The following is a 23,683-nucleotide window of genomic DNA, read 5'->3' as shown; positions in this document are numbered from 1 at the left end:
TTTAATGTATATTCGTCGCTTACTAATTTATTAAGCAATGCACAAAACTAAGGAGATATTTATAAACGGATTCGCTTTATTTTCAATGTTTTTTGGGGCTGGTAATTTAATTTTACCTCCATTTTTAGGAAAAAATGCTGGCAGCTTATGGTTTTGGGTAACTATTGGCTTTTTTATTACTGCTGTTTTTATTCCTATGATAGGTATTTTAGCCCATGCCAAATTACAGGGTACCATGTACGATTTTGGTAAAAAAGTATCTCCTACTTTTAGCCTTATATATTGTTTTATTGTGTACACTATTTGCATTGCTTTACCTGCACCTAGAACGGCATCAGTTACTCATGAAATGGCCATTGCTCCTTACTTTAGCAACAGTAGTTCTCTAGTTACCAGTACAGTTTATTTTGGACTTGTTTTTATTTTTACCATGAACCGATCAAAAGTACTAAACCTACTCGGTAAATTTTTAACACCACTTATCATCCTTATTCTATTAGCTATTATTTTCGTTGGTTTTTTTACAGCTCCTGATACAATTACTCCAACTATTCTTAAAGCTCCGTTTGTTGATGGTTTGCTAGAAGGGTATCAAACTTTTGATGCCATTGCTTCTATCGTTGTTGGAGGTGTTTTAGTTATTTCAATGAATTTTAACACAAATGCAACTTTTGAAGAGAAAAAAGAGCTTATTACCAAAGCAGGTTTTATTGCTGGTATAGGCTTGTTAATTATTTATGCTGGCCTTATTTATAATGGGGTTTTATTTAGTTCTACCTTTTCTGAAAGTGCTAATAGAACAGAAATCTTAAACTCTTTGAGCAATCAAACTTTAGGGAATATTGGAAGTGTTTTTCTTAGTGTTTTAGTTGCTTTGGCTTGTTTTACAACAGCGGTTGGAATTATTACTGGAACTGCCGATTATTTTAAAGGAATTAACAATAATTCTCAAAAGGTCTTTACAATTACTGCTATTATTAGCTGTTTACTAGGAATTGCTGTGGGGCAGTTTGATGTGAAATATATTATCAATATTGCACTACCTGCTTTGATGTTTATTTATCCGATTACTATTGTTTTAATTGTACTAAATGTGCTTCCTGAAAAACACACCTCAACTTTAGTTTTTAAAAGTGTAGTAGCAGTAACCTTTTTATTTAGCATTCCAGATTTTTTAGGTTTCATTATCAATCCTAACTACTTAATTGAGATAAAAAACAACATTCCTCTTGCTAATGATAATTTAGGGTGGGTATTGCCTGCTATATTGAGTTTTGTTTTTGCTAATTTGATTAAAAGCAAAAAGCAAGTTCCAACCGAATAAGTTACTTAATGATATATTATATACAACTAAAAAGTGCGCAATTGCGCACTTTTTAGTTGTATATAAATTGAATATCTTAAAAACGATATCCTAAATTTATTCCTACTCTAGGTACAATTGAACGGGCCTCTGAAGTAAACAAGTTTCTACCCAAACCTCCGTAGATGTCAAGAACAAAACCACCTGAGGACACATATTTTGATCCAAAAGCCAAGCCTAAAGCTCCATCAGTATATTCCTTAAAAGTATTAGGCGAACCATCAAGCTCAATTTCTCTTTCTCCTGTATTAATCCCCATAAAAACTTCACCAAAATAGTTCCAATTGCTATTGTTCGTAAAATAATGACGGAAAAAAGGAGTAAACATTCGTTCTTCGTTGTATCTAAAATCTGCTGATCTTTTTTCAAAGTTGAACAACGCCGAGATACCTATTGAAGAACGATCCGTAGTATAATACTCGTAAGATACTTCTAACGTTTTAAAGGCCAATGCGTCTAGTAAATCTACTTTTACCTCTTGCTGTGCATACGTGAGAGAACTGACAAAAACCACAGCTGCTAATACTATTTTTTTCATTTTAATTTTTTACTAATTATCATTTATCTAATACTTACACAAGTATAATACCATAAAGGTACATCTTTTGTAAAAACAGTTTGATTACATATCCTTTTTCGCTTAGGAACAGTTACAATTTGTATTACAACTGTTATTTTTTTTAGGTTTAAAAAAGAACTTTTTCACTAAAAAAATAACTGCTCCACAAACGACTACATATGTTAAAATTTCCTGCATTAACTCAAAATTTGATAGGCTATAAATGCTGATAAATATGCCAAAACTCCCATACTTACTAGTTGAACCGTTGGCCACTTCCAACTTTTTGTTTCTCTTTTTACAATTGCCAACGTTGCCATACATTGCATTGCAAACGCATAAAACAACAATAAAGAAATTCCTGTAGCAAAATTAAATCTCTTCTCTCCTGTGTCAGGATTTATCTCTGATGCCATTTTTTGTTTGATAGTAGTCGTATCTTCTCCGTCGTCTTCTACACTATAAATAGTTGCTAACGTACCAATAAACACCTCTCTCGCGGCAAAAGAACTAATTAGCCCAATACCTATTTTCCAGTCATAACCTAAAGGCTTAACAACTGGCTCTATTGTTTTTCCGGCTATTCCTATATATGAGTTTGCAAGTTTAGCTGAAGCGACTTTTTTCGCTAGCTCTTCTTCTGATAATTGTTGATTTGCTACATTTTCAATTACATTTTTCTCTGCATTTTCAAACGATGATGGCCCGTGAGATGCTAAAAACCATAGTACTATTGAAATTGCTAAAATGATTTTTCCTGCACCAAAAACAAATGCTTTTGTTTTATCTAACACATCATAAAACACATTTTTAACTGATGGTATCTTGTAGTTAGGCATCTCAACTACAAAAAGCGAGTTGTTTTTTATCTTCAATGTCTTATGTAACACATATGCTGCTATGATTGCAGCTGCAAATCCTAAAATGTATAAAGCCAACAGGGTAAAACCTTGTAAACTAAAAAAACCAAACAGCTTAGTATCAGGAATAATTAAAGCTATTAAAATAGCATACACAGGTAATCGTGCAGAACAGGTTGTAAATGGTGTTACCAATATGGTAATTAATCGTTCTTTCCAACTACCAATAGTTCTAGTTGCCATAATTGCCGGAATAGCACATGCTGTTCCTGAGATTAAAGGAATAACACTTTTACCACTCATTCCAAAGCGACGCATAACTTTATCCATCAAAAATACGACCCGACTCATATAACCCGTTTCTTCAAGAATGGATATAAAAAGAAACAAAATAGCTATTTGAGGAATAAAAATCACAACCCCACCTACTCCAGGAATAATTCCATCAGTTAGTAAATCAGTAAACATTCCTGCTGGTAATTGTGCTTTTGTAAACTCTGCAATATTAGCAAACAACCCATCTATGAAATCCATAGGTGTAGACGCCCAATCAAAAATAGATTGAAATATTAACAATAACAATCCGAAGAAAATAACATACCCAAATATTTTATGAGTAAAAACGCTGTCTAGTTTACTACGAACATCTGTAGCTTTGGATGCATCTATTTTATACGTTTTATTTAAAACAGCATTTATTTGCTGATATCTATATATCGTTTCTTTATGCTGATATTTTTTCTGCTTAGTAATTTCACCTTCAAACTCTTTTATTGCTTCTTTTTCTGAAGAAGAAAGTAATGGAGTGTGGTTTTTAGTTAACATCATCCACAACTCATACGAAGTAAACTCTTTACTCACCGTAGCCAATCGGTCAAAGTAAGTAGCATCTATCTTCTGAGATAGTTCGTTAAAATTTGAGTGTACTTTTAACGATTCATAATCCGCTACTACCTCTTTTAAATCATCAACTCCTTCGTTGGTTCTTGCCGACATCAACACTACTTTGGTATGCAGTTCTTTTTCTAAAGCAGGGACATCTATAGAAATTCCTTTTCGCTTTAACTGATCTGCCATGTTTAATGCTAAAATCGTCGGAACTTCTAAATCCTGAATCTGCGAAAACAGTAATAAGTTTCTTTTTAGGTTTTCAATATCGGCAACGACTACAATTACATCTGGTTTTTCTTCTTGATGAGTCGTCATCAAAGCTTTTAAAACAATACTTTCATCTATAGACGTAGGGTTGATGCTATAAGTCCCTGGTAAATCCGTAATTGTTGCCTGTTTACCGTTAGGCAACTTACAAACTCCTTGTTTTTTATCAACCGTAACTCCAGGATAATTTCCTACTTTTTGGTTTAAACCTGTTAACTGATTAAATAAGGATGTTTTACCTGTATTAGGATTTCCAATTAATGCTACGTTAATACGATTACTCATCAGCTATAGTTTTATAATTGAAATTTGACAAGCTGTTTCTTTTCGAATCGCTAAATGACTTCCGTTTACGCATATGTACATAGGATCTTTTAACGGAGCTATTTGAAGTAACTCTACTTCACTTCCTGGTAAACACCCCATTTCTAATAATTTCAACGGAATCTTATCTAAGCACTCTTCTGATATAATTCCTTTTTCCCCTAAATGTAACGATGCGATAGTACTCAAAAGATATATTTTTAGCTTGCAAATATACTAAAATAGAATCATTCTAAACAGCATATTAAAACAATATATCATTTATTTACAATAGGTTGTTCTCTTTATTTGATGTCTTATATTTGTGGTATGACTTTCGACGATATTATTGGGCAAGAACACATCAAAAAACACTTACAGCAATCGGCTGAAAATAATAGAATTCCGCATGCACAACTCTTTGTTGGTAAAGAAGGAAGCGGAACTTTACCCATGGCTATTGCCTATGCTCAATTCTTATTATGTAACTTCTCCGAGAATGTAGAAGCTTGCAACATTAAATGTAGCAAACTACAGCATCCTGACTTGCATTTTGCTTTTCCTGTAACTACAAATGATTCCGTTAAAAAACACCCTGTTAGTAATTTGTTTTTAGAAGATTGGCGCTCTTTTATAGAAGAACAACCTTATGGAGGTTTGTTTAATTGGCTACAACACATTGGCGTAGAAAACAAACAAGGACAAATTGGCGTTGATGAAGCGGAAGACATTGTAAAAAAATTACAATTAAAATCGTACGAAGGTGGTTTTAAAGTAATGGTTATTTGGATGGCAGAAAAGATGAACGTTGCTGCTTCTAACAAATTGTTAAAACTGATTGAAGAACCACCAAGTAAAACTATTTTCATCCTTGTCACTGAAGATGAAGAACAGATTATTAACACCATAAAATCTCGATGTCAAGCATTACACTTCCCTGTGTTAAGTGAAAGTGATATAGCCAATGCGCTTACCCAACAAAAAGAAACACCTGAAAGCGAAGCGATAAAAATTGCTCACCAATCTGAGGGAAATTACAACAAGGCACTGCATATTTTAAACAACAATTCAAACGACTTAGTTTTTGAACAATGGTTTATTACGTGGATTCGAGCTGCCTTTAGAGCTAAAGGAAATGCAGCAGTTATTCAAGACTTAATTGGCTGGTCGGAAGAAATCGCTAAATCTGGTAGAGAAACTCAAAAACAGTTTTTACAATATTGTTTACAGTTTTTCAGACAGGCTTTACTCCTCAATTACGGAACACCAGATTTGGTATTTTTAGAAACTCAGTCTGCAAACTTCGAACTCGCAAAATTTGCACCGTTTGTTCATAGTGCAAATATCTTAATCATAGAAAAAGAAGTAAGTGACGCACAGTATCATATTGAGAGAAACGGAAATGCTAAGATTATTTTATTAGATTTATCTATTAAATTAACGCGTCTTCTACACACCAAAGAAGAAAAAATCCAATCGTAACTATGAAAACAAAACACATAATTACCGCGCTTATTTTCGGAATACTTTTTGCTACTTGTAAACAAGAGAAAAAAGAACCGTTATTACAAGAATATTTAGTTGGTAATTGGGAAACAACCTATTTAAAAATTGAATATGCAAGCGCTAACGAAACCGATAGCACCGCTGTTTTTGAAGATGATTTTAGCAAAGCCAATTCAGGAAAAGCTCAATCTACCTATAACAACGATGGCACTTTTTCTGCGTGGTTTGTGCAAGCTGATGGAAAAAAAGTTGGTGAAACTAATGGCAAGTGGAAAACTATTGGAGACAGTTTATTTGTTGATTATCCGTATTTAGGAAAGCAAGTACAGGCTTGGTATAAAATTACACAAACTACTAACGATAGTTTTAGCGCTACCTCTACTTATGACTGGGATAATGATGGAGAAACAGATGATACTTTGCTTATGAAAACTAAAAAAATTGAATTATAAAATTGCGTATTTTCAACAACATATCACTTCGAATTAGGATTTTCTTGTCAATGATACTTTTAGTACTATTGGCATCTATCTTAATTGTAATTGTTACTATTTATCAGTACGACGAACAAACAAAAGACTACAACACTTCACGTTTTGAACGCAAAGAGTTCTCAACAATACAAGATATTGAAATAGAACTTAAACGCAGAACCACCTATCCTGTTACTACAGAGAATTTATCAAAAATTTTTCAAGATAGGATTTATGATATCGCTTATGTTCATAAACTTACTATCTCAATGTATGACATGGATGGTAAACTTTTAAAATCGTCCATTCCATATAATTTTGACAAAAAAGAAGGGCAAGACTTAGCCAACGAAACCGTTCGAGATTTAGCCAACAATTCAAACCATAAGATTTTAAAAAGTAGAACCGAAAAAGGAATTACTTACCAGTCTTCATACGCCTATTTAAACGACCCACGTTTTAAAAGAATTGGTATTCTAGAACTCCAAATAGCTCAAGACAATGAAGAGCAAAAACAAGAACTACGAGAGTTTATTTCTCGCTTATCATTAGTTTATTTGCTAATGCTCATTATTGCAATTGTATTAGCTTACTTTTTATCAACTTATATTACTCGATCCATTCAAACCATCTCTCAAAAAATAAATGAGACTCGTTTAAATAAGCGTAACGAAAAAATTACACTAAACTCTGCTAGCTCAGAAATCAATTCGCTGGTTGCCGCTTATAACAACATGATTGACCAGTTAGAAGAAAGTGCTGTAAAACTAGCTCAAAGCGAGCGTGAACAAGCTTGGAGAGAAATGGCAAAACAGGTGGCTCATGAGATTAAAAATCCGTTAACGCCTATGCGTTTATCAGTACAAAGCTTTGAAAGAAAATTCAATCCTGAAGATCCAAATATCAAAGAAAAAATGTCTGAATACAGCGAAACGCTTATTCAACAAATTGATGTAATGAGTTCTATAGCTTCTGCTTTTTCTGATTTCGCAAAGATGCCTACCCAACGTAAAGAAAAGCTAAATGTAGTTGATATCGTAAAACATTCGTTAGATATTTTTACTGAAGACTACATATATTACTTCCCTCAAGAAAAAGAGTTGTATGCCAGTTTAGACAAAACACAGTTGATACGAATTGTTACCAACTTAGTTAAAAACTCAATTCAAGCAATAAAAGACACCGATAAGAATCCGAAAATAGAAGTTAAAGTTGCTTCTGAAGGGAATCGTGTTAAAATAACTGTTTCCGACAACGGAAAAGGTATTAGTGAAGAAAATAAAGAACTTATTTTCGAACCTAAGTTTACAACCAAAACAAGTGGTATGGGCTTAGGACTATCTATTATAAAAAATATAATTGAAGCGTATGACGGTACAATATCCTTTACTTCAACTAAAGGAGTTGGAACTGTTTTTACCGTAATATTACCTAAAACATAAACACAGTATGAATTTTGAAAATATTTTAGTTGAACAAACTAACGCATTGGCAACTATTACCATTAACCGACCTAAAAAATTAAACGCTTTAAACAAAGCTACTATTGAAGAGCTTCATAATGCTTTTAAAGCCTTGGAAAAAGATGCTAGTATTAAAGTAATTATTATCACAGGTAGTGGAGAAAAAGCATTTGTTGCTGGAGCAGACATCTCTGAATTTGCACATTTCTCTGTTGAAGAAGGTGGCATGTTAGCTAAAAAAGGACAGGAAATTTTATTTGATTTTGTTGAAAACCTATCAACTCCAGTAATTGCTGCCGTAAATGGTTTTGCTTTAGGTGGTGGTTTAGAATTAGCTATGGCTTGTCACTTTAGAATAGCTTCAGACAATGCTAAAATGGGGTTGCCTGAAGTTTCATTAGGTGTAATTCCTGGCTACGGAGGTACCCAACGCTTACCTCAATTAGTAGGTAAAGGAAAAGCCATGGAATTAATTATGACAGCAGGTATGATTTCTGCTGACGAAGCTAAAGAAGCGGGATTGGTAAACCATGTAACTTCACAAGAAGAACTGTTTCCTTTAGCTGAAAAAATAGCTTCTAAAATTATGCGCAATTCATCTGTTGCCATAGGCGCAGCTATTAAAGCTGTAAATGATAATTTTAGAGATGGTGTAAATGGTTTTAAAAGTGAAATTACAGAGTTTGGAAACTGTTTTGGAACTGAAGATTTTAAAGAAGGAACTACTGCTTTTTTAGAAAAACGCAAACCTGAATTTCCAGGAAAGTAGTTTTTCATCACAAAAAACAACTATAAAAAAAATAGCATCTAAATAAAATTTAGATGCTATTTTTACAATAAGGGGATTACATTAATAAAATGGGGGTTATTAACTGAAGCAAATATATACTAAATTCAATAATATCCAAATTTTAACGTAAACTTTTTATTAAAGTAACATAAAGTTTACATTATTAACACAATAATCACTAATTCGCTCCATTCCATTCTTTATAGAATTGTTCTAAAAAACCTTCCATATAAGCATGCCTTTGCTCTGCAATTGCTTTTCCTGTTTGAGTATTCATCTTATCTTTTAACAGCAATAGTTTCTCATAAAAATGATTAATTGTAGGAGCTGTTGATTTTTTATATTCTTCTTTTGTCATCTTTAAATTTGGAGGAATCTCCGGATTGTACAATTCTCTATTTTTAAAGCCACCATAATTAAAACAACGAGCTATTCCAACAGCTCCTATAGCGTCTAATCGGTCTGCATCTTGAATTACATCCAACTCTGGAGAGGTAAACTTTTGTTCAAAATTTCCTCCTTTAAAAGAAATATTAGTAATAATGTTTTCTATATGTAAAATGATTTCTTCAGAAACTTGTTGACTCGTTAAAAATGCCCTAGCTTTTTTGGGTCCAATCATTTCATCTCCATTATAAAATTTACTATCGGCTATGTCGTGTAACAATGCACCCAAAGAAACCAAAAACTCATCAACATTTTCATCCTTTGCAATCAACAATGCATTCTTATACACTCGTTCAATATGAAAAAAATCATGCCCTCCTTCTGCTCCTTGTAACGTTTCTTTTACAAACTCAATGGTATTTTGTATTATCTGTTCTTTGTTCATAATTCAAAAATAAAAATCCTGTACTTAGAAGCACAGGATTTTTAAAAGTATTATTATTAACTATTTTTAAGCAGTAACCGATGGCTTCACCAAGTTATTAGCTACTAGATATTCTGCTATCTGAATGGTATTGGTTGCAGCTCCTTTGCGAAGATTATCTGCAACAATCCACATGTTTAACGTATTTGGTTGAGATTCATCTCTTCTAATTCTACCTACAAAAACCTCATCCTTATTATTGGCTAAAATAGGCATTGGGTATACATTATTTTGCACATCATCTTGTACAATAACACCCTCAGTTTGTATAAGCAACTCGCGTACTTTATCTAATTCAAAATCACTTTCAAATTGAACATTTACAGCTTCTGAGTGTCCACCAGCAGTCGGTATTCTAACTGCCGTAGCTGTTACATTAAAAGAATTGTCTCGTAAAATCTTTTTAGGCTCTTTTACCAACTTCATTTCTTCCTTGGTATATCCATTTTCTAAAAACACATCACAATGAGGTAATGCATTTCTTCCTATTTTATGCGGATATGCCATTTCTCCTTCAATTCCTGCTTCTTCATTATCTAATTGACGAACCGCTTTAACACCGGTTCCAGAAACAGATTGATAGGTTGAAATTACCACACGCTTCATTTTATACTCTTTGTGCAACGGAGCCAATGCCATTACTAATTGAATCGTAGAACAGTTTGGATTTGCTATGATTTTATCTTCACTGGTTAATACATCTCCGTTAATTTCTGGAACTACCAACTTCTTCGTTGGATCCATTCTCCAAGCCGATGAATTATCAATAACGGTTGTCCCAACCTCAGCAAATTTAGGAGCCCATTCTAAAGAGGTATCTCCTCCAGCTGAAAACAATGCAATATCTGGTTGCATAGCTACTGCAGTTTCTAAACCTACTACTGTATAATTTGTTCCTTGAAATTCAATTTGATTTCCTACTGAACGCTCCGACGCAACAGGAATTAATTCTGTTACTGGAAAATTACGTTCTGCCAATACTTGTAACATTACATTACCTACCATACCGGTAGCTCCTACCACTGCAACTCTCATTTTTTTGATTTTTGAGTATAAAATTTATTGTTTGTATGCCACAAAGGTTTAAAAAAAACAAATTGGTTGTATCTCTTTTGTTAGAAAAAATACGTTAAAATTTAAAAAATATACCATTTTAGCCTAAATCGTATTGTTTTAAACAGTAAAACTCAAAAAATCAGTACATTTGCAGCGGTTTTCTAAAAAAACCACAACATATTTGTTTAACTTAAAAAAGTATAGCATGCAACTGTACAACAAGTTAAGCGCAGAAGAACGCGCTAAATTAATTGACGACGCGGGTAAAGACCGTATTACTATCTCATTCTATCAATATCATAAGATAGAAAACCCAACTTTATTTAGAAATAAATTATTTCTTGAATGGAATGAACTAGATGTTTTAGGAAGAACCTACGTTTCATACGAAGGAATCAACGCTCAAATATCTGTTCCCTCAGAAAACTTTCTAGCTTTAAAAAAACAACTAGATAGTATTTCTTTTTTAAATGGTATTCGCTTAAACGTAGCTATTGAGCACGACAATAAATCGTTTTTAAAATTAAAAGTAAAAGTTCGCAACAAAATTGTTGCTGACGGGTTAAACGACGATACTTTTGATGTTACTAACAAAGGAGTACACCTAAACGCAAAAGAGTTTAATGAAATGCTTGCAGATCCCAATACGGTTTGTGTAGATATGCGTAACCATTACGAAAGTGAAATTGGTCATTTTAACGGTGCTGTAACTCCAGATGTTGATACATTTAGAGATTCGTTAGATATTATTGAAGAAGATTTAAAAGACCATAAAGAAGACAAAAACTTATTAATGTATTGTACCGGTGGAATTCGATGTGAAAAAGCCTCTGCCTATTACAAACACAAAGGTTTTAAAAATGTTTTTCAGTTAGAAGGAGGGATTATTGAATATACACGTCAGGTAAAAGATGAAGGTTTAGAAAACAAATTTTTAGGAAAAAATTTTGTTTTTGACCACCGAAGAGCTGAAAAAATTTCTGATGATGTAATTGCCAATTGCCACCAATGTGGAAAACCTTGTGACACACATACCAATTGTGCTAACGAAGGTTGTCACTTACTATTTATTCAATGTGATGACTGTGCCTCAACAATGGAAAACACTTGTTCTCCTGAGTGTCAAGACATCATTCACTTGTCTTACGAAGAGCAAAAAGAATTGCGCAAAGGAAAACACGCAAGTAATAAAATATTTAAAAAAGGACGTTCAGAAGCTTTAAAATTTAAAAAGTAATGCAACAAATTGAATTAATGGCTCCTGCTGGTAATTTTGAATCATTACAAGCAGCTTTAGATAATGGGTGTGATTCGATATATTTTGGTGTAGAGCAATTAAATATGCGTGCTCGCGCGTCTATCAATTTTACCTTAGATGATTTAGAAGAAATCTCTCGTAGATGCTCTGAAAAAAATGTTCGTACGTATTTAACCTTAAATACGATTGTGTACGATCATGATTTATCTATTGTAAAAACCTTGATTAAAAGAGCTAAAGAAGCCAACATTACTGCTGTAATTGCAATGGATCAAGCCGTAATTGCCATGGCAAGAGCGGAGGGTATGGAAGTCCATATTTCTACACAAATTAACATTACAAACATAGAAACGGTTAAGTTTTATGCCCTATTTGCTGATACTGTAGTATTGAGTAGAGAACTAAGCTTACGTCAGGTAAAAAAGATTACTGAGCAAATTGAAAAAGAAGAAATCAAAGGACCGTCTGGTCGTTTGTTAGAAATTGAAATTTTTGGTCACGGTGCCTTGTGTATGGCCGTTTCTGGAAAATGCTATATGAGTTTACACTCGCATAATTCATCGGCAAACAGAGGAGCCTGCAAACAAAATTGCCGTAAAAAATATACGGTAATCGATCAGGAATCTGGTTTTGAAATGGAACTAGACAATGAGTACATCATGTCTCCTAAAGATTTATGTACCATCGATTTCTTAGATCAAGTTGCCGATGCTGGTATTAAAGTATTGAAAATTGAAGGTCGTGGTCGTGCACCAGAATATGTCGCTAAAGTAATTAAGTGTTACCGTGATGCCATTGACAGTTTATACAGTGGAACTTACGACAAAGAGAAAGTAATTAGCTGGATGCAAGAACTGGAGAAAGTATACAATCGTGGTTTTTGGAATGGATATTATTTAGGGCAGAAGTTAGGTGAGTGGAGTAAAGAACCTGGTTCGCATGCGACTCAAAAGAAAGTGTATTTAGGTAAAGGAATGCATTACTTCCCTAAAGCCGAAATAGGTGAGTTTAAAATTGAAGCCTACGATCTAGCTGTAGGAGATACCATTTTAATTACAGGCCCCACCACAGGAGCCCAAGAAATGGAATTAAAAAGCATGTTTGTAAATGATAAAGAAGCACAAACTGCTACCAAAGGAGATGAAGTTACCATGAAACTAGATTTCAGGATTCGCCCTTCCGACAAATTATACAAAATTGTAAAAACTGAATTTGCTAAAAACTAATGGTTGTAATTACCTTACAAAGAAATAAATGTATTGGTTGTAATTATTGCGTGGAGTTAGCTCCAGCCCAATTTCAAATGTCGAAAAAAGACGGAAAATCTGTTTTATTACACTCAACTGAGAAAAAGGGATTCTTTACCATAAAATCACACGACGACAGTATTTTTGAAGCCTCTCATGAGGCCAAAAAGGCCTGTCCTGTGAATATTATTGAAGTAAAACAAGTGTAATTCCACATACAAACTCTAAGCTAAAGCTCTCTTACGAGGGCTTTAATTATTTTAAAAAAAGCCGTAATTTTATCTAAAATAGATAGCATGTCTGGAGAAAAGAATTTATCAGTTCTTATTAGAGAAATGAAACCTTTTGTAAATAAAGGAACATATGTTTTTACTTCGGTACAAGACACATCTGGTATTCATACAAAAGATATAATTGGGATGTTTAAAGAATCGGAAGGAATGACTTTAATTTTGGAAAAGGAAGTTGCAGATAACTTAAATCTAGATTACAGTTTTAAAGCATCTTGGATTACTTTAAAAATTCATTCTGCTTTAGATGCGGTTGGCTTAACAGCTACTTTTTCTTCAGAATTAGCAAAACATAATATAAGTTGTAATGTGGTTGCTAGTTTTTACCATGATCATCTTTTTGTAGACAAAAAAGACGAGGCAAAAACTATGGATGTTTTAACCAATCTATCGAAATCTGTTTAGCTTGTATTCATGGAATTACAACCTCCTTTTCGTAAAATTATTCATGTAGATATGGATGCTTTTTATGCATCTGTAGAGCAATTGGATAATCCTGAATTGCGAGGAAAACCCGTTGCTGTTGGTGGTAGTGAAGTGCGAGGCGTGGTTTCTGCTGCTAGTTACGAAGCTAGAAAATTTGGGGTTCGTTCGGCCATGAGTGGTGTGTTAGCAAAACAAAAATGCCCGCATGTCATTTTTGTTTCTCCAAGATTTGATCGTTACCAAGAAATTTCTGCTAAGATTAGAAAGATTTTTTACGATTATACCGATTTGGTAGAGCCTCTATCGTTAGATGAAGCTTATTTAGATGTTACTGAAAACAAAAAAGGGAATCCTTCTGCAAGTATGATTGCTCAGGAAATTCGTCAGCGTATTTGGGAGGAATTAGAGCTACGAGCGTCAGCAGGCATCTCTATTAATAAATTTATAGCCAAAGTAGCTTCAGACATTAATAAACCTAATGGACAAAAAACGATTAATCCAGAAGAGGTTCTTGAGTTTCTAGAACAACTTCCAGTAAATAAATTTTATGGAATCGGCAAAGTAACTGCTGCTAAAATGCATAACCTTGGTATTTTTACTGGATTGGACTTAAAACAAAAACCATTGGAAGAACTTTCTAAATTATTTGGAAAGTCTGGAGTGCATTATTACAACATTGTTCGAGGCATTCACAATTCAGCAGTAAAACCTAATCGTATTCGAAAATCAATTGCTGCCGAAACCACTTTTAGAGAAAATCTATCTTCAGAAGTTTTCATGTTAGAGCGGCTGGATAAAATTGCTAACGAGCTGGAACGTCGCATGAAAAAATCGAACACCAAAGGAAAAACAGTAACTTTAAAAATTAAATACAGCGATTTTACGCAACAAACACGTAGTAAAACCACAAACCATTACCTACAATTAAAAAAAGAGTTCTACCCTATCGTAAAAGAGCTACTGTATCAAGATACTCTTAACAATTCTGTTCGATTACTGGGGATTTCATTTAGTAATTTGAATACTGAGAAAAAAGACCCCGTTTGGGTTCAATTGCGATTTGACTTTTAAAGTATTGGTATTTTTAACGAGACCTTGGTTCCTTTCGGATTTCCGTCTTCATCAATTATATCTGTATAAATTAATGAATAGTTATTTGCATACTCGTTGGCAAAGTTTCGCAATCGTTCTTTAGTTAAATCTATACCTATCGACCTACGATTTAGTGACTTGTTTTTTCTAATTTTCATCGCTGCTTCTCTACCAATACCATTATCTACTATGTCAATTTGTATGAACTCATCTGATAATTTTGCAACCGACAATAAAACTTCTTTTTTTCCTTTTTTAGATGATAGCCCATGCCAAATAGAGTTTTCTAAAAAAGGTTGCAATATTAATGGCGGAACCTTTATTCTTTCTATGTTTACATCTACATCTACCTTTTCTACATAATTTACTTCATTTGACAATCGAATATTTTCAATACTCATGTACAAGTTCATTGTTTTTAGCTCTTCACTCAATGTTACTTCTTTTACAGATGAAGATTCTAAAATACTTCGAATTAATTTTGAAAATTTATTCAAATAATATACCGCGTTCTTCTGTTCGTTATTTATCACATATAACTTGATCGAATTTAGAGCATTGAATACAAAATGCGGGTTCATCTGAATTCTTAATGCTTCCTGTTCAAGCATTAGTATTTTTTTATCATTATTCAGCAATCGTTGTCTGTACATAGAATACAGCAACAACCCCAACAAAGCAATAGAAACTAATGCTATTATTAAAACATTTCTGTTTCGTAATAGTTTTAACTTTGCTATTTCATTCTCTTTTGCTAAGTTCTTTATCTTATTTCTGCTTACCTCATTATCGTACTTGTTAATAAGGTTATTTACGTATAATATATTCTTATCATTAAATGTTTTACGCTCTCCCTCGATGGCTTTCTTATAAAAAATATATGCTTTTTCGTAATCTTTTTTTTCCTCGTACAACTCAGATAAGTACAAGTTAGACTGGTTTATTCCTGAAGGTATTTTATGCTTGTTGGCGACCTCCAGTCCTTTTTCTAAGTATGTTTTTGCCTGATCTAAACTATCTAATTTTAATTGTACTTTTCCAAAAGTAGTATAGACATCCGAGGTATAGTATTGATTTCCTATCTCTTCTGAAAGCGACACTACTTCTCTTATATATTTATAGGCTTCATCGTATTTCCCTTGTAGTAGCAGTACATTGCTTATGCTATTGTGACAAATAATCTTTCCGATGCTTGAATTATTTTCAATATTGTATTGTAATGATTTATTGTAGTGTTCTAACGCTGCATCTATATCCCCTAAATTTTGAAAAGCGATTCCCATATTTTGATGGTTAATGGCCAACCCTCTTTTGTCTTCCGTTTTTTCTTGAATTAAAATCGCTTTTTTAAACTTTTCTAATGCTAATTGGTATTGTTTAAGAGCCAAGTATATGTTACCAATACTATTGTTGGATATGCTTATGCTTATTTTAGTATCAACATCAGGAATTTCAATTTTATCAGCCAACTCAAGTGCCATTTGATGATAATTCAAAGCGTTTCTAATCTTATCTTGCCTTCTATAAACAACCCCTATTTGATTTAGGGTAACAATTTCTGCATTTACATTGTTTAGTTTTCTTGACAATTCAAGAGCTTTTAAATAACTCTCTATTGAGCTATCAAAAAACGAATTGTTTCGATAGTGCCTTCCTAATGAATTATAAGCGTAAATCTCTCCTAATGTATATTCACTTTGCTGACTCTTTTGTAAAAGAAAGTCTATTTCTTCTTTATTAAATCGCTCACGCCTGAAGAAACGGTGTAAATCGTAATAATTATCTATCTTTTTTTCTATTGATAGCTGTATTAGGCTATCTATAACCTCCCTCTTTTCTTGTGAAAAACAGGAAAACACGATAGAAAATAGAAAGGTAATTGTTATTAATTTCTTCATTTAAAATTTTTCTAAAAAATCAGACTTTCTTTGTCTAGAAACAGGGATTTTGTGATTATTCTCCAACACAACATAACCATCTGATTTTAAAAACTCTTTAATTTTATTCAAATTGATAATATATGAATTGTGTATTCTAAAAAAATGATCTTCAGGAAGCAGTAAATTTATTTCTTTTAATTTTTTCGTTACGACTATTTTTTTGTTGGCTCCTGTGGTATATATAGTTGAATAATTGCCGTCTGACTCAACAAATAAAATTTCATCTTGAGATAAAAAAACTAATTTCCCATCGGTATTAATGGTTATTTTTCTTCTGTTAAATTTTTCATTAAAACTCGATAGTATCTTTTCAACCTTTTCGGTATTACTATTCTTCTTGTAGTGCTGTTTAATTCTTCCTATGGTTTCTTCCAAATCATCAGAATCTATGGGTTTAAGAAGGTAATCTATTGCCTGATTTTTTAATGCTTTTATAGCATATTCATTATAAGCTGTGGTAATAATTATAGCGAACTCTTTCTGTTCTAATTTTTCTAATAATTGAAACCCATCCATTGTAGGCATTTCAATATCTAAAAAAAGACAATCAATACTATTCTCATTTATAAATTTTATAGCTTTTTCTGCTACTGTAAATGTTTCTATAATTTCTATATCATTTCCAAAGGTTGATAACTCCCAAGAAAGTCCTTGTATGGCCTTTGGCTCATCATCTACTATAACTGCTCTTAACATTGCATGTACATTTATATCAAATGTAACAGATAATATCTTAAAAATAAAATGTAAGCAATGCGATTTTAGCAAAAAAACACGCTAAAACCAGGTAATAAGCACAAGTTTTTTACCATTTACACAAAAAAACAAACCATTTATACATCCTTTACTGGAAAAAATGTTTTTTCATGAGATATTTGCAGTGTAATACACAAGGGGAATCATATTGATAAATTGGGGGATTAATCAATAATGATATTAAGTTATAAAACACCACTCTAGAGTGGTGTTTTTTTATATATAAATTTTAATGTTCGTTTTATTTATATACGCAAAAAAGCTCAACTAAATTTAGTTGAGCTTTTATTGTATCCTAATCAGTTAGTTTCTTAAGCCTCGAATGGAGTTACAGAAACGTATGATTTATTATCTCTTTTCTTTTGGAATTTTACAACACCATCAACTTTAGCATGTAAAGTATGATCTTTTCCCATGTAAACATTTTCACCTGGATTGTGTTGAGTTCCTCTTTGACGAACAATAATGTTACCTGCAATAGCAGCTTGTCCTCCAAAAATCTTTACTCCTAATCGTTTCGATTCTGATTCACGACCGTTCTTCGAACTACCGACACCTTTCTTATGAGCCATCTTTGTAAGTTTTTAAAGTTAATTATTTACTTAATGCTTCAATTAATTCAGCTTTCTTTAAAGAAGTGTATCCTGTAATACCTTGCTCTTTAGCTAAAGCTTTTAATTCTGCTACAGTCATTGAACTTAAATCCTTCGACTCTTCTGTTTTTGCTTCAGCTTTAGGAGCTTCTTTTTTAGCAGCTGCCTTTTTAACTCCTGATGCAGAAATTCCTTCGATTTGGATTTCAGTTAAATACTGTCTGTGTCCATTTTTCTTCTTGTAACCTTTTCTTCTTTTTTTCTTGAAAACGATTACTTTATCACCTTTTAAGTGACCTAAAATCTTTGCAGTTACTCCTGCACCTTCTATAGCTGGGGCGCCAATAGTTACGTTTCCTTTATCTTCAATAAGCATTACATTATCAAAAGTTACTTTTGATCCTTCTGCTTCTGGTAAACGGTGTACGTATACTTTTTGGTCTTTTGCTACTTTAAATTGCTGCCCTGCTATCTCTACGATTGCGTACATACTATTTGTTTTGCGTTTATACTTTATTCACACTTTCTTAATAAAAATGCGGGTGCAAATATACATTTTTTACTTCAAAAAAAAATGTATTACTCAGAAAATTACTCTTTTACCATAAAAAAAATTGTTTTTATTATTTTAACTGTAACAATAACTCTAATTTCACGTCAAATACACGAAAATCATTAAAAATTAAATTTCAATCAATGAGAAAAAGAGTTATCACTCTAGCTTCAGCTTTGTTGTTAGGCTTATCGGCTAATGCACAAAAAGTTGAGTTTGAAGAGTACGATTTAAGCAACGGAATGCACGTTATTTTGCATCAAGACAATTCTGCTCCTGTTGTTACTGTTGGAGTAATGTACCATGTAGGATCAAAGGATGAAGAGGATGGGAAAACAGGGATGGCGCATTTTTATGAGCACTTATTATTTACTGGAACTAAAAACATTGGTCGTGGTGAGTGGAATAAAATTGAAGCTGCCAATGGTGGAACAGGTAATGCGAACACGAACTGGGATAGAACCTATTATTACGAAACATTCCCTTCAAACAACTTACAACTAGGTTTATGGATGGAATCAGAACGATTATTACATCCAATTATTGACCAAAAAGCTGTAGACACTCAAAACGAAGTAGTTAAAGAAGAGAAACGTCAACGTATGGATAATGCTCCTTATGGAAAAATTATATACGGAGATGTGTACAGTCATATTTTTAACAAGCACAATTATGGCAGACCAATGATTGGTTACATTAAAGATTTAGATGCCGCAAAACTAAGTGAGTTTCAAGATTTTTATACGAAATGGTACATGCCAAACAATGCCGTATTAGTAGTAGCTGGTGATTTTGAAAAAGCTACCACTAAAAAATTAATTAAAGATTATTTTGAGCCAATCCCAGCACGTACACTTCCAAAAAGAAACAACGTAGTTGAACCAGAGAGAACTCAAGAAAAACGTGTAAAAGAATACGATTCTAATATTCAATTGCCTGCTATTTTATTAGCACACAAAACTCCTTCAATGAAAGAAAGAGACGCTAAAGTATTGGACGTAATTTCTACTATTTTAAGCGACGGAAAAAGCTCTAGGTTGTATAAAAAATTAGTTGATGATAAGAAAAAAGCACTTCAAGTATTTTCTTTTGCTCGTAACCTAGAGGATTACAGTGTATACAATATTGGAGCTATTCCTTTAGGAAAAACGTCTTTAGATGATTTAATTAAAGAAATGGATGAAGAAATTGAGAAATTGCAAACTGAATTAATTTCTGACAGAGATTTACAAAAAGTTCGCAACAAATTTGAAAACCAGTTTGTTGCTTCAAACTCTAGTGTACAGGGCATTGCTAACTCTTTAGCAAGAAATTATATGTTAGTTGGGAATACAAACCAAATTAACAAAGAGTTAGAAGTTATCAATTCTATTACAAAAGAAGAAATTAGAGACGTTGCTAAAAAATACTTAGCTAAAAATCGTCGTGTTGTTATCGAATATTTACCAAAAAAGAAATAATCATCTAAACTGAATTTTAATGAAAACGAAAATATTTTCAATTGTCACAATATTATTTCTATCATTAACTGTTTCAGCACAGATTGATAGAACCCAACAACCAAAACCAGGCCCAGCTCCTAAAATTAACTTAGGAAGCCCTAAAAAGTTTGCTTTACCTAACGGATTGCAAGTTTTAGTGGTTGAAAATCATAAATTACCAAGAGTGTCTGCTACATTAACCATTGATAATCCACCAATGTCTTTTGGAAATAAAAAAGGAGTTGAAGGATTGTTAAGTGGAATGTTAGGAACAGGATCAACCAATACTCCAAAAGCAAAGTTTGATGAAGAAGTTGACTTTTTAGGAGCTAACATCTCTTTTTGGAATGAAGGAGCTAGAGCTAGCTCTTTATCAAAGTATTTCCCAAAGGTATTAGGATTAATGGCCGATGCTGCTTTTAACCCCGTATTTACTGAAGAAGAGTTTGACAAACAAATGAAACAATCTCTTGACGGAATTAAAAACAGTGCTAAGAGTGTTAAAGCTATTGCTAGCAGAGTAGAAGACGCTTTAACCTATGGTAAAAACCATCCTTTTGGTGAGTTTACCTCTGAAGAGACCTTAAAAAATGTTACGTTACAAGATGTTAAAGACTTATACAACACAACGTATAAACCAAACAATGCCTACTTAATTATAATTGGTGATGTAAACTTTAATGAAATTAAATCTCAAGTTAAAGACTTATTCGGTACTTGGAAAAAAGGTGATTTAGTTACTCAAAAATTACCAAAAGTTGAAAACCCTTCAACTACTGAGATTAATTTTATTGATATGCCAAATGCTGTTCAATCTGAATTATCTATTATCAATGCAGTAGATTTAAAAATGGACGATAAAGATTACTACGCTGCTTTATTAGCCAACCAAATTCTTGGTGGGGGTGGTACTGGTAGACTGTACAAAAATCTTCGTGAAGACAAAGGATATACGTATGGCGCTTACTCAGGAATCGGATCAAGCAGATACGCTTCTCGTTTTAAAACAACGGCATCGGTAAGAAACATGGTTACTGATAGTGCAATGGTTGAAGCAATGAAAGAAATCAACAAAATTCGTTACCAAAAAGCAACTCAAGAAGAGTTAGACATCGCAAAAGCAAAATACATTGGAAACTTTGTTCGTAACGTTGAAAAACCTCAAACAGTAGCTTCTTATGCATTAAACATTTTAACAAACAACTTACCTGCTGACTACTACAAGAACTACTTAAAAAACATAAATGCAGTAACATTAAACGATGTTCAAAATGCAGCAATTAAGTACTTCAAAGGAGACAGAGCTCGTATTATCATTACAGGGAAAGGAATTGATGTTTTAAAGAACTTAGAAAAAACAGCTGATTATAAAATCAACTATTTTGATACAAACGGAAATCCTACTGAAAAACCTGCCATGAGTTTACCTATACCGAGCGGTGTTACAGCTTCTAGTGTAGTGGATGATTATTTTAAAGCTATTGGAGGAAAAGACAAAGTAGCAAACGTAAAATCGGTAATGATTACTTCTAATGCTGCAGTTCAAGGAATGCAATTAAGTTTAGTTCAAAAAAATGCTGCTCCAAATAAATCTGCAGTTATTGTTTCTATGATGGGTAATGTGATGCAAAAAGTAGTTTTTGATGGAACTAATGGGTATCAAGAAGTAAATGGTCAGAAAAAAGAAATGACAGGTGATGAATTAGAAGAAATTAAAAATACTGCTGCTCCTTTTGCTGACAAAGCTTATAAAGCCGGAACTATAGATAGGATTGAGCCTATAGATGGAAACAATGCTTATGTGATTAAACACGGTAAAAAAGAAATTTTTTATGATGTAAAATCTGGATTAAAGGTCAAAGAAGTAAAAACCGCTAAAGGACCACAAGGAGAAATGAAAGTACCTGTTGTTTTTTCAGATTACAAAGAGGTAAATGGAATTAAATTCCCTCATAAAATGATTCAAAAGAATGGACCAATGACTTTTGAGTTCATCACAAAAGAAATCAAAATCAACGAAGGGGTATCTGACGCTGATTTTAAATAGATATTAAACTTAGATTTATAAAAACTAAAAGAGCCAAAATGCAATATTTTGGCTCTTTTTATTTTAAGTAGTTTTTAAAATTATCTTGCTTTATTTACTAACCAAACTCCAAACAGAATAATGCCTCCTGCTAACAACTGAATTAAACTTAATTTTTCTCCATCTATAATTCCCCACATTACAGCAACAGCAGGAATTAAATACGTTACAGAGGCAGCAAAAACAGGAGATGATAAATGCACCATTTTATTAAACAATACTTTTGCTATTCCTGTTCCCACTATGGCTAAAATTGTAATGTAACCTAGTGCTGAAGTAGTTGCTGTTGTTGCTTCAAAAGTGGAAAAGAATCCAGAAAATACCAACACTATAAATGCAGGTATTATTAACAACAAAAAATTTCCTGTTGTAATTGCCAAGGCATCTAAATCATCTAAATATTTTTTAATCATATTTACATTAAAAGCATACCCTATTGAAGCTATTAGTATTAAAACAGCATACCAATAGTTTTGATTCGGATTTAATTCAGCTCCTTTCAAAATAAGAATTAAAGTTCCTGCTAATCCAATTAAAACTCCGTAAAACTGTTTTCTTTTAAAAGTAAACCCAAATACCAGTGCCCCAAAAATAAATGTATTAAAAGGTGTTAACGAGTTTAAAATAGCTGGGATAGAACTGTCTATTTTACTTACAGCAAAGGCAAATAAAAACACTGGAAAAAAAGTACCTAAAATTGCCGTATAGGCAACATACTTCCAATGCCTCTTTTCTATTCTCTTTAAACTTTTAAACCCAACCAACAACAAAAAAACAGCTGTAATTAACATACGTAAAGCTCCTACTTGAATTGGAGTTAACCCAATCAATGCCTTTTTCATTAAAATAAAAGAGCTTCCCCAAACCAGTGAAAGCACTATTAAAAATAACCATTTTTGTTGTTGACTATTCATTCTCAATTAATTTAAGTACAAAAGTCGTTTATTTCTATTTTTAATTTTGATTTTATTGATAAATTTGCTGAATAACTCAATAAATAAAAATGATGAAAATTCAGAAAATATTATTTGCTTTGGTTTTTGTTAGCTTTTTAGCTGTTGGATGTAAAAATGAGGCTAAAAAAGAGGAATCAAATCAAGAGCAAAAAACAGCGGTAGCTGCTGATGCTAAAGAGCTTTCTTTAAATATTTCAGGAATGACTTGTGAAATAGGTTGCGCTAGAAAAATAGCTTCTGATTTAAGTAAAAAAGATGGTGTTTTAGAAGCAAACGTTGTTTTTAACGACAGTATTGCAACTATAAAATACGATGCTAATAAAACAAACAAAGCAGATTTAATTGCTTTTGTAGAAGGAATCGGTAGCGGCGACATGTATAAAGCTTCTGAAACGACTAAAAAAGCTGGTAAGAAATCTTGTGACGCTGATTGTAAAAAAGAATGCTCTACAAAAACTGAAGCTGAAAAAAAGGCATGTAAAGAGGATTGTACTATGGCATGTTGTGCTGAAGCAAAAAAAGCATAATTGTAATTTAAACAATACCGAAAGCTCCTAATTCAGGAGCTTTTTTTTATACCTTTTAAGTATCTTTGCTAAAACT

23 protein-coding genes are annotated in these 23,683 nt (G+C 32.6%); 13 read left to right on the top strand and 10 right to left on the bottom strand.

What is annotated here, in order from left to right; all coding sequences use genetic code 11:
* Nucleotides 1-37 precede the first annotated feature (37 nt).
* Nucleotides 38-1,324, top strand: a complete 1,287-nt coding sequence (gene brnQ / locus ACN0WY_RS00680) for a branched-chain amino acid transport system II carrier protein (RefSeq protein WP_417799225.1) — start codon at nucleotides 38-40, stop codon at nucleotides 1,322-1,324.
* 76 nt (nucleotides 1,325-1,400) lie between these two features.
* Here brnQ and ACN0WY_RS00675 read toward each other — a convergent pair whose 3' ends face one another.
* The 3 genes from ACN0WY_RS00675 to ACN0WY_RS00665 all read right to left on the bottom strand — a co-directional run bounded on the left by ACN0WY_RS00675 (nucleotide 1,401) and on the right by ACN0WY_RS00665 (nucleotide 4,453).
* A complete protein-coding gene (locus ACN0WY_RS00675) occupies nucleotides 1,401-1,901 on the bottom strand; it encodes a DUF3575 domain-containing protein (protein ID WP_330488887.1) in 501 nt (166 codons plus the stop codon).
* A 218-nt stretch (nucleotides 1,902-2,119) separates the two neighbouring features.
* The gene (feoB, locus tag ACN0WY_RS00670; RefSeq protein WP_417799224.1) at nucleotides 2,120-4,225 is read right to left on the bottom strand and encodes a ferrous iron transport protein B; all 2,106 of its coding nucleotides are present in this window, start codon (nucleotides 4,223-4,225) and stop codon (nucleotides 2,120-2,122) included.
* 3 nt (nucleotides 4,226-4,228) lie between these two features.
* Nucleotides 4,229-4,453, bottom strand: coding sequence for a FeoA family protein (locus ACN0WY_RS00665; RefSeq protein WP_047787963.1), 225 nt, complete (start codon nucleotides 4,451-4,453; stop codon nucleotides 4,229-4,231).
* A 120-nt stretch (nucleotides 4,454-4,573) separates the two neighbouring features.
* On the opposite strand from ACN0WY_RS00665, the gene ACN0WY_RS00660 reads away from it, so the two are divergent.
* From ACN0WY_RS00660 to ACN0WY_RS00645, 4 genes are read left to right on the top strand one after another with little or no spacing between them, the layout of a single operon-like run.
* On the top strand, nucleotides 4,574-5,725 hold the full coding sequence (locus tag ACN0WY_RS00660; protein WP_417799223.1) for an ATP-binding protein: 1,152 nt from the start codon (nucleotides 4,574-4,576) through the stop codon (nucleotides 5,723-5,725).
* Between the two features lie 2 nt (nucleotides 5,726-5,727).
* The gene (locus ACN0WY_RS00655) at nucleotides 5,728-6,201 is read left to right on the top strand and encodes a hypothetical protein (protein ID WP_330488884.1); all 474 of its coding nucleotides are present in this window, start codon (nucleotides 5,728-5,730) and stop codon (nucleotides 6,199-6,201) included.
* A gap of 50 nt (nucleotides 6,202-6,251) precedes the next feature.
* Entirely contained in the window at nucleotides 6,252-7,664 is a 1,413-nt protein-coding gene (locus ACN0WY_RS00650; RefSeq protein ID WP_417799222.1) for an ATP-binding protein, read from the top strand.
* A gap of 7 nt (nucleotides 7,665-7,671) precedes the next feature.
* Nucleotides 7,672-8,454 carry an enoyl-CoA hydratase/isomerase family protein gene (locus ACN0WY_RS00645; RefSeq protein ID WP_330488882.1) on the top strand — a complete coding sequence of 261 codons (783 nt, stop codon included), beginning with the start codon at nucleotides 7,672-7,674 and terminating at the stop codon, nucleotides 8,452-8,454.
* Between the two features lie 199 nt (nucleotides 8,455-8,653).
* Here the strand turns inward: ACN0WY_RS00645 and ACN0WY_RS00640 are convergent, their stop codons facing one another.
* Together ACN0WY_RS00640 and ACN0WY_RS00635 are read right to left on the bottom strand one after the other, a co-directional pair.
* Nucleotides 8,654-9,307 carry an HD domain-containing protein gene (locus tag ACN0WY_RS00640; RefSeq protein ID WP_417799221.1) on the bottom strand — a complete coding sequence of 218 codons (654 nt, stop codon included), beginning with the start codon at nucleotides 9,305-9,307 and terminating at the stop codon, nucleotides 8,654-8,656.
* A 66-nt stretch (nucleotides 9,308-9,373) separates the two neighbouring features.
* Complete coding sequence (locus ACN0WY_RS00635; protein ID WP_417799220.1) at nucleotides 9,374-10,381, bottom strand: aspartate-semialdehyde dehydrogenase; 1,008 nt, start codon at nucleotides 10,379-10,381, stop codon at nucleotides 9,374-9,376.
* A gap of 226 nt (nucleotides 10,382-10,607) precedes the next feature.
* On the opposite strand from ACN0WY_RS00635, the gene ACN0WY_RS00630 reads away from it, so the two are divergent.
* The 5 genes from ACN0WY_RS00630 (at nucleotide 10,608) to dinB (ending at nucleotide 14,694) form a co-directional block, all read left to right on the top strand.
* On the top strand, nucleotides 10,608-11,639 hold the full coding sequence (locus tag ACN0WY_RS00630; RefSeq protein ID WP_330488879.1) for a rhodanese-related sulfurtransferase: 1,032 nt from the start codon (nucleotides 10,608-10,610) through the stop codon (nucleotides 11,637-11,639).
* A complete protein-coding gene (locus ACN0WY_RS00625; protein WP_330488878.1) occupies nucleotides 11,639-12,886 on the top strand; it encodes a peptidase U32 family protein in 1,248 nt (415 codons plus the stop codon). The genes ACN0WY_RS00630 and ACN0WY_RS00625 overlap by 1 nt, the downstream gene beginning before the upstream one ends.
* Nucleotides 12,886-13,116 (top strand): ferredoxin, encoded by a 231-nt coding sequence (locus tag ACN0WY_RS00620; RefSeq protein ID WP_330488877.1) that lies wholly within the window; start codon nucleotides 12,886-12,888, stop codon nucleotides 13,114-13,116. Before ACN0WY_RS00625 ends, ACN0WY_RS00620 begins: the two co-directional genes overlap by 1 nt.
* An 87-nt stretch (nucleotides 13,117-13,203) precedes the next feature.
* A complete protein-coding gene (locus ACN0WY_RS00615) occupies nucleotides 13,204-13,602 on the top strand; it encodes an ACT domain-containing protein (RefSeq protein ID WP_330488876.1) in 399 nt (132 codons plus the stop codon).
* Between the two features lie 9 nt (nucleotides 13,603-13,611).
* Nucleotides 13,612-14,694, top strand: a complete 1,083-nt coding sequence (gene dinB / locus ACN0WY_RS00610; RefSeq protein WP_417799219.1) for a DNA polymerase IV — start codon at nucleotides 13,612-13,614, stop codon at nucleotides 14,692-14,694.
* Here dinB and ACN0WY_RS00605 read toward each other — a convergent pair.
* The 4 genes from ACN0WY_RS00605 to rplU form a co-directional block, all read right to left on the bottom strand.
* Nucleotides 14,691-16,613: a tetratricopeptide repeat protein gene (locus ACN0WY_RS00605; RefSeq protein ID WP_417799218.1), complete on the bottom strand. Its 1,923-nt coding sequence runs from the start codon at nucleotides 16,611-16,613 to the stop codon at nucleotides 14,691-14,693. The two genes, dinB and ACN0WY_RS00605, sit on opposite strands and share 4 nt — an antisense overlap.
* A complete protein-coding gene (locus tag ACN0WY_RS00600; RefSeq protein WP_330488873.1) occupies nucleotides 16,614-17,351 on the bottom strand; it encodes a LytTR family DNA-binding domain-containing protein in 738 nt (245 codons plus the stop codon).
* 371 nt (nucleotides 17,352-17,722) lie between these two features.
* Nucleotides 17,723-17,983, bottom strand: a complete 261-nt coding sequence (gene rpmA / locus ACN0WY_RS00595) for a 50S ribosomal protein L27 (protein WP_028891690.1) — start codon at nucleotides 17,981-17,983, stop codon at nucleotides 17,723-17,725.
* A gap of 22 nt (nucleotides 17,984-18,005) precedes the next feature.
* Nucleotides 18,006-18,494 (bottom strand): 50S ribosomal protein L21, encoded by a 489-nt coding sequence (gene rplU / locus ACN0WY_RS00590; RefSeq protein WP_330488872.1) that lies wholly within the window; start codon nucleotides 18,492-18,494, stop codon nucleotides 18,006-18,008.
* A gap of 206 nt (nucleotides 18,495-18,700) precedes the next feature.
* Between rplU and ACN0WY_RS00585 the strand changes: the two genes are divergently transcribed.
* Nucleotides 18,701-20,017 (top strand): pitrilysin family protein, encoded by a 1,317-nt coding sequence (locus ACN0WY_RS00585; protein WP_330488871.1) that lies wholly within the window; start codon nucleotides 18,701-18,703, stop codon nucleotides 20,015-20,017.
* Between the two features lie 19 nt (nucleotides 20,018-20,036).
* Nucleotides 20,037-22,085, top strand: coding sequence for a M16 family metallopeptidase (locus ACN0WY_RS00580; RefSeq protein ID WP_417799217.1), 2,049 nt, complete (start codon nucleotides 20,037-20,039; stop codon nucleotides 22,083-22,085).
* 80 nt (nucleotides 22,086-22,165) lie between these two features.
* On the opposite strand, the gene ACN0WY_RS00575 is transcribed toward ACN0WY_RS00580, so the two are convergent.
* Entirely contained in the window at nucleotides 22,166-23,038 is an 873-nt protein-coding gene (locus tag ACN0WY_RS00575) for a DMT family transporter (RefSeq protein ID WP_417799216.1), read from the bottom strand.
* Between the two features lie 89 nt (nucleotides 23,039-23,127).
* Here ACN0WY_RS00575 and ACN0WY_RS00570 point away from each other — a divergent pair, with 89 nt between their 5' ends.
* The gene (locus tag ACN0WY_RS00570; protein WP_330488868.1) at nucleotides 23,128-23,607 is read left to right on the top strand and encodes a heavy-metal-associated domain-containing protein; all 480 of its coding nucleotides are present in this window, start codon (nucleotides 23,128-23,130) and stop codon (nucleotides 23,605-23,607) included.
* The last annotated feature ends 76 nt before the right edge of the window (nucleotides 23,608-23,683 follow it).

The sequence above is a fragment of the Tenacibaculum sp. genome (assembly GCF_048269885.1).
Taxonomy (GTDB): domain Bacteria; phylum Bacteroidota; class Bacteroidia; order Flavobacteriales; family Flavobacteriaceae; genus Polaribacter.
Note: the sequence above shows the minus strand (reverse complement) of the source record. Positions and strands in the feature narration are given on the sequence as shown.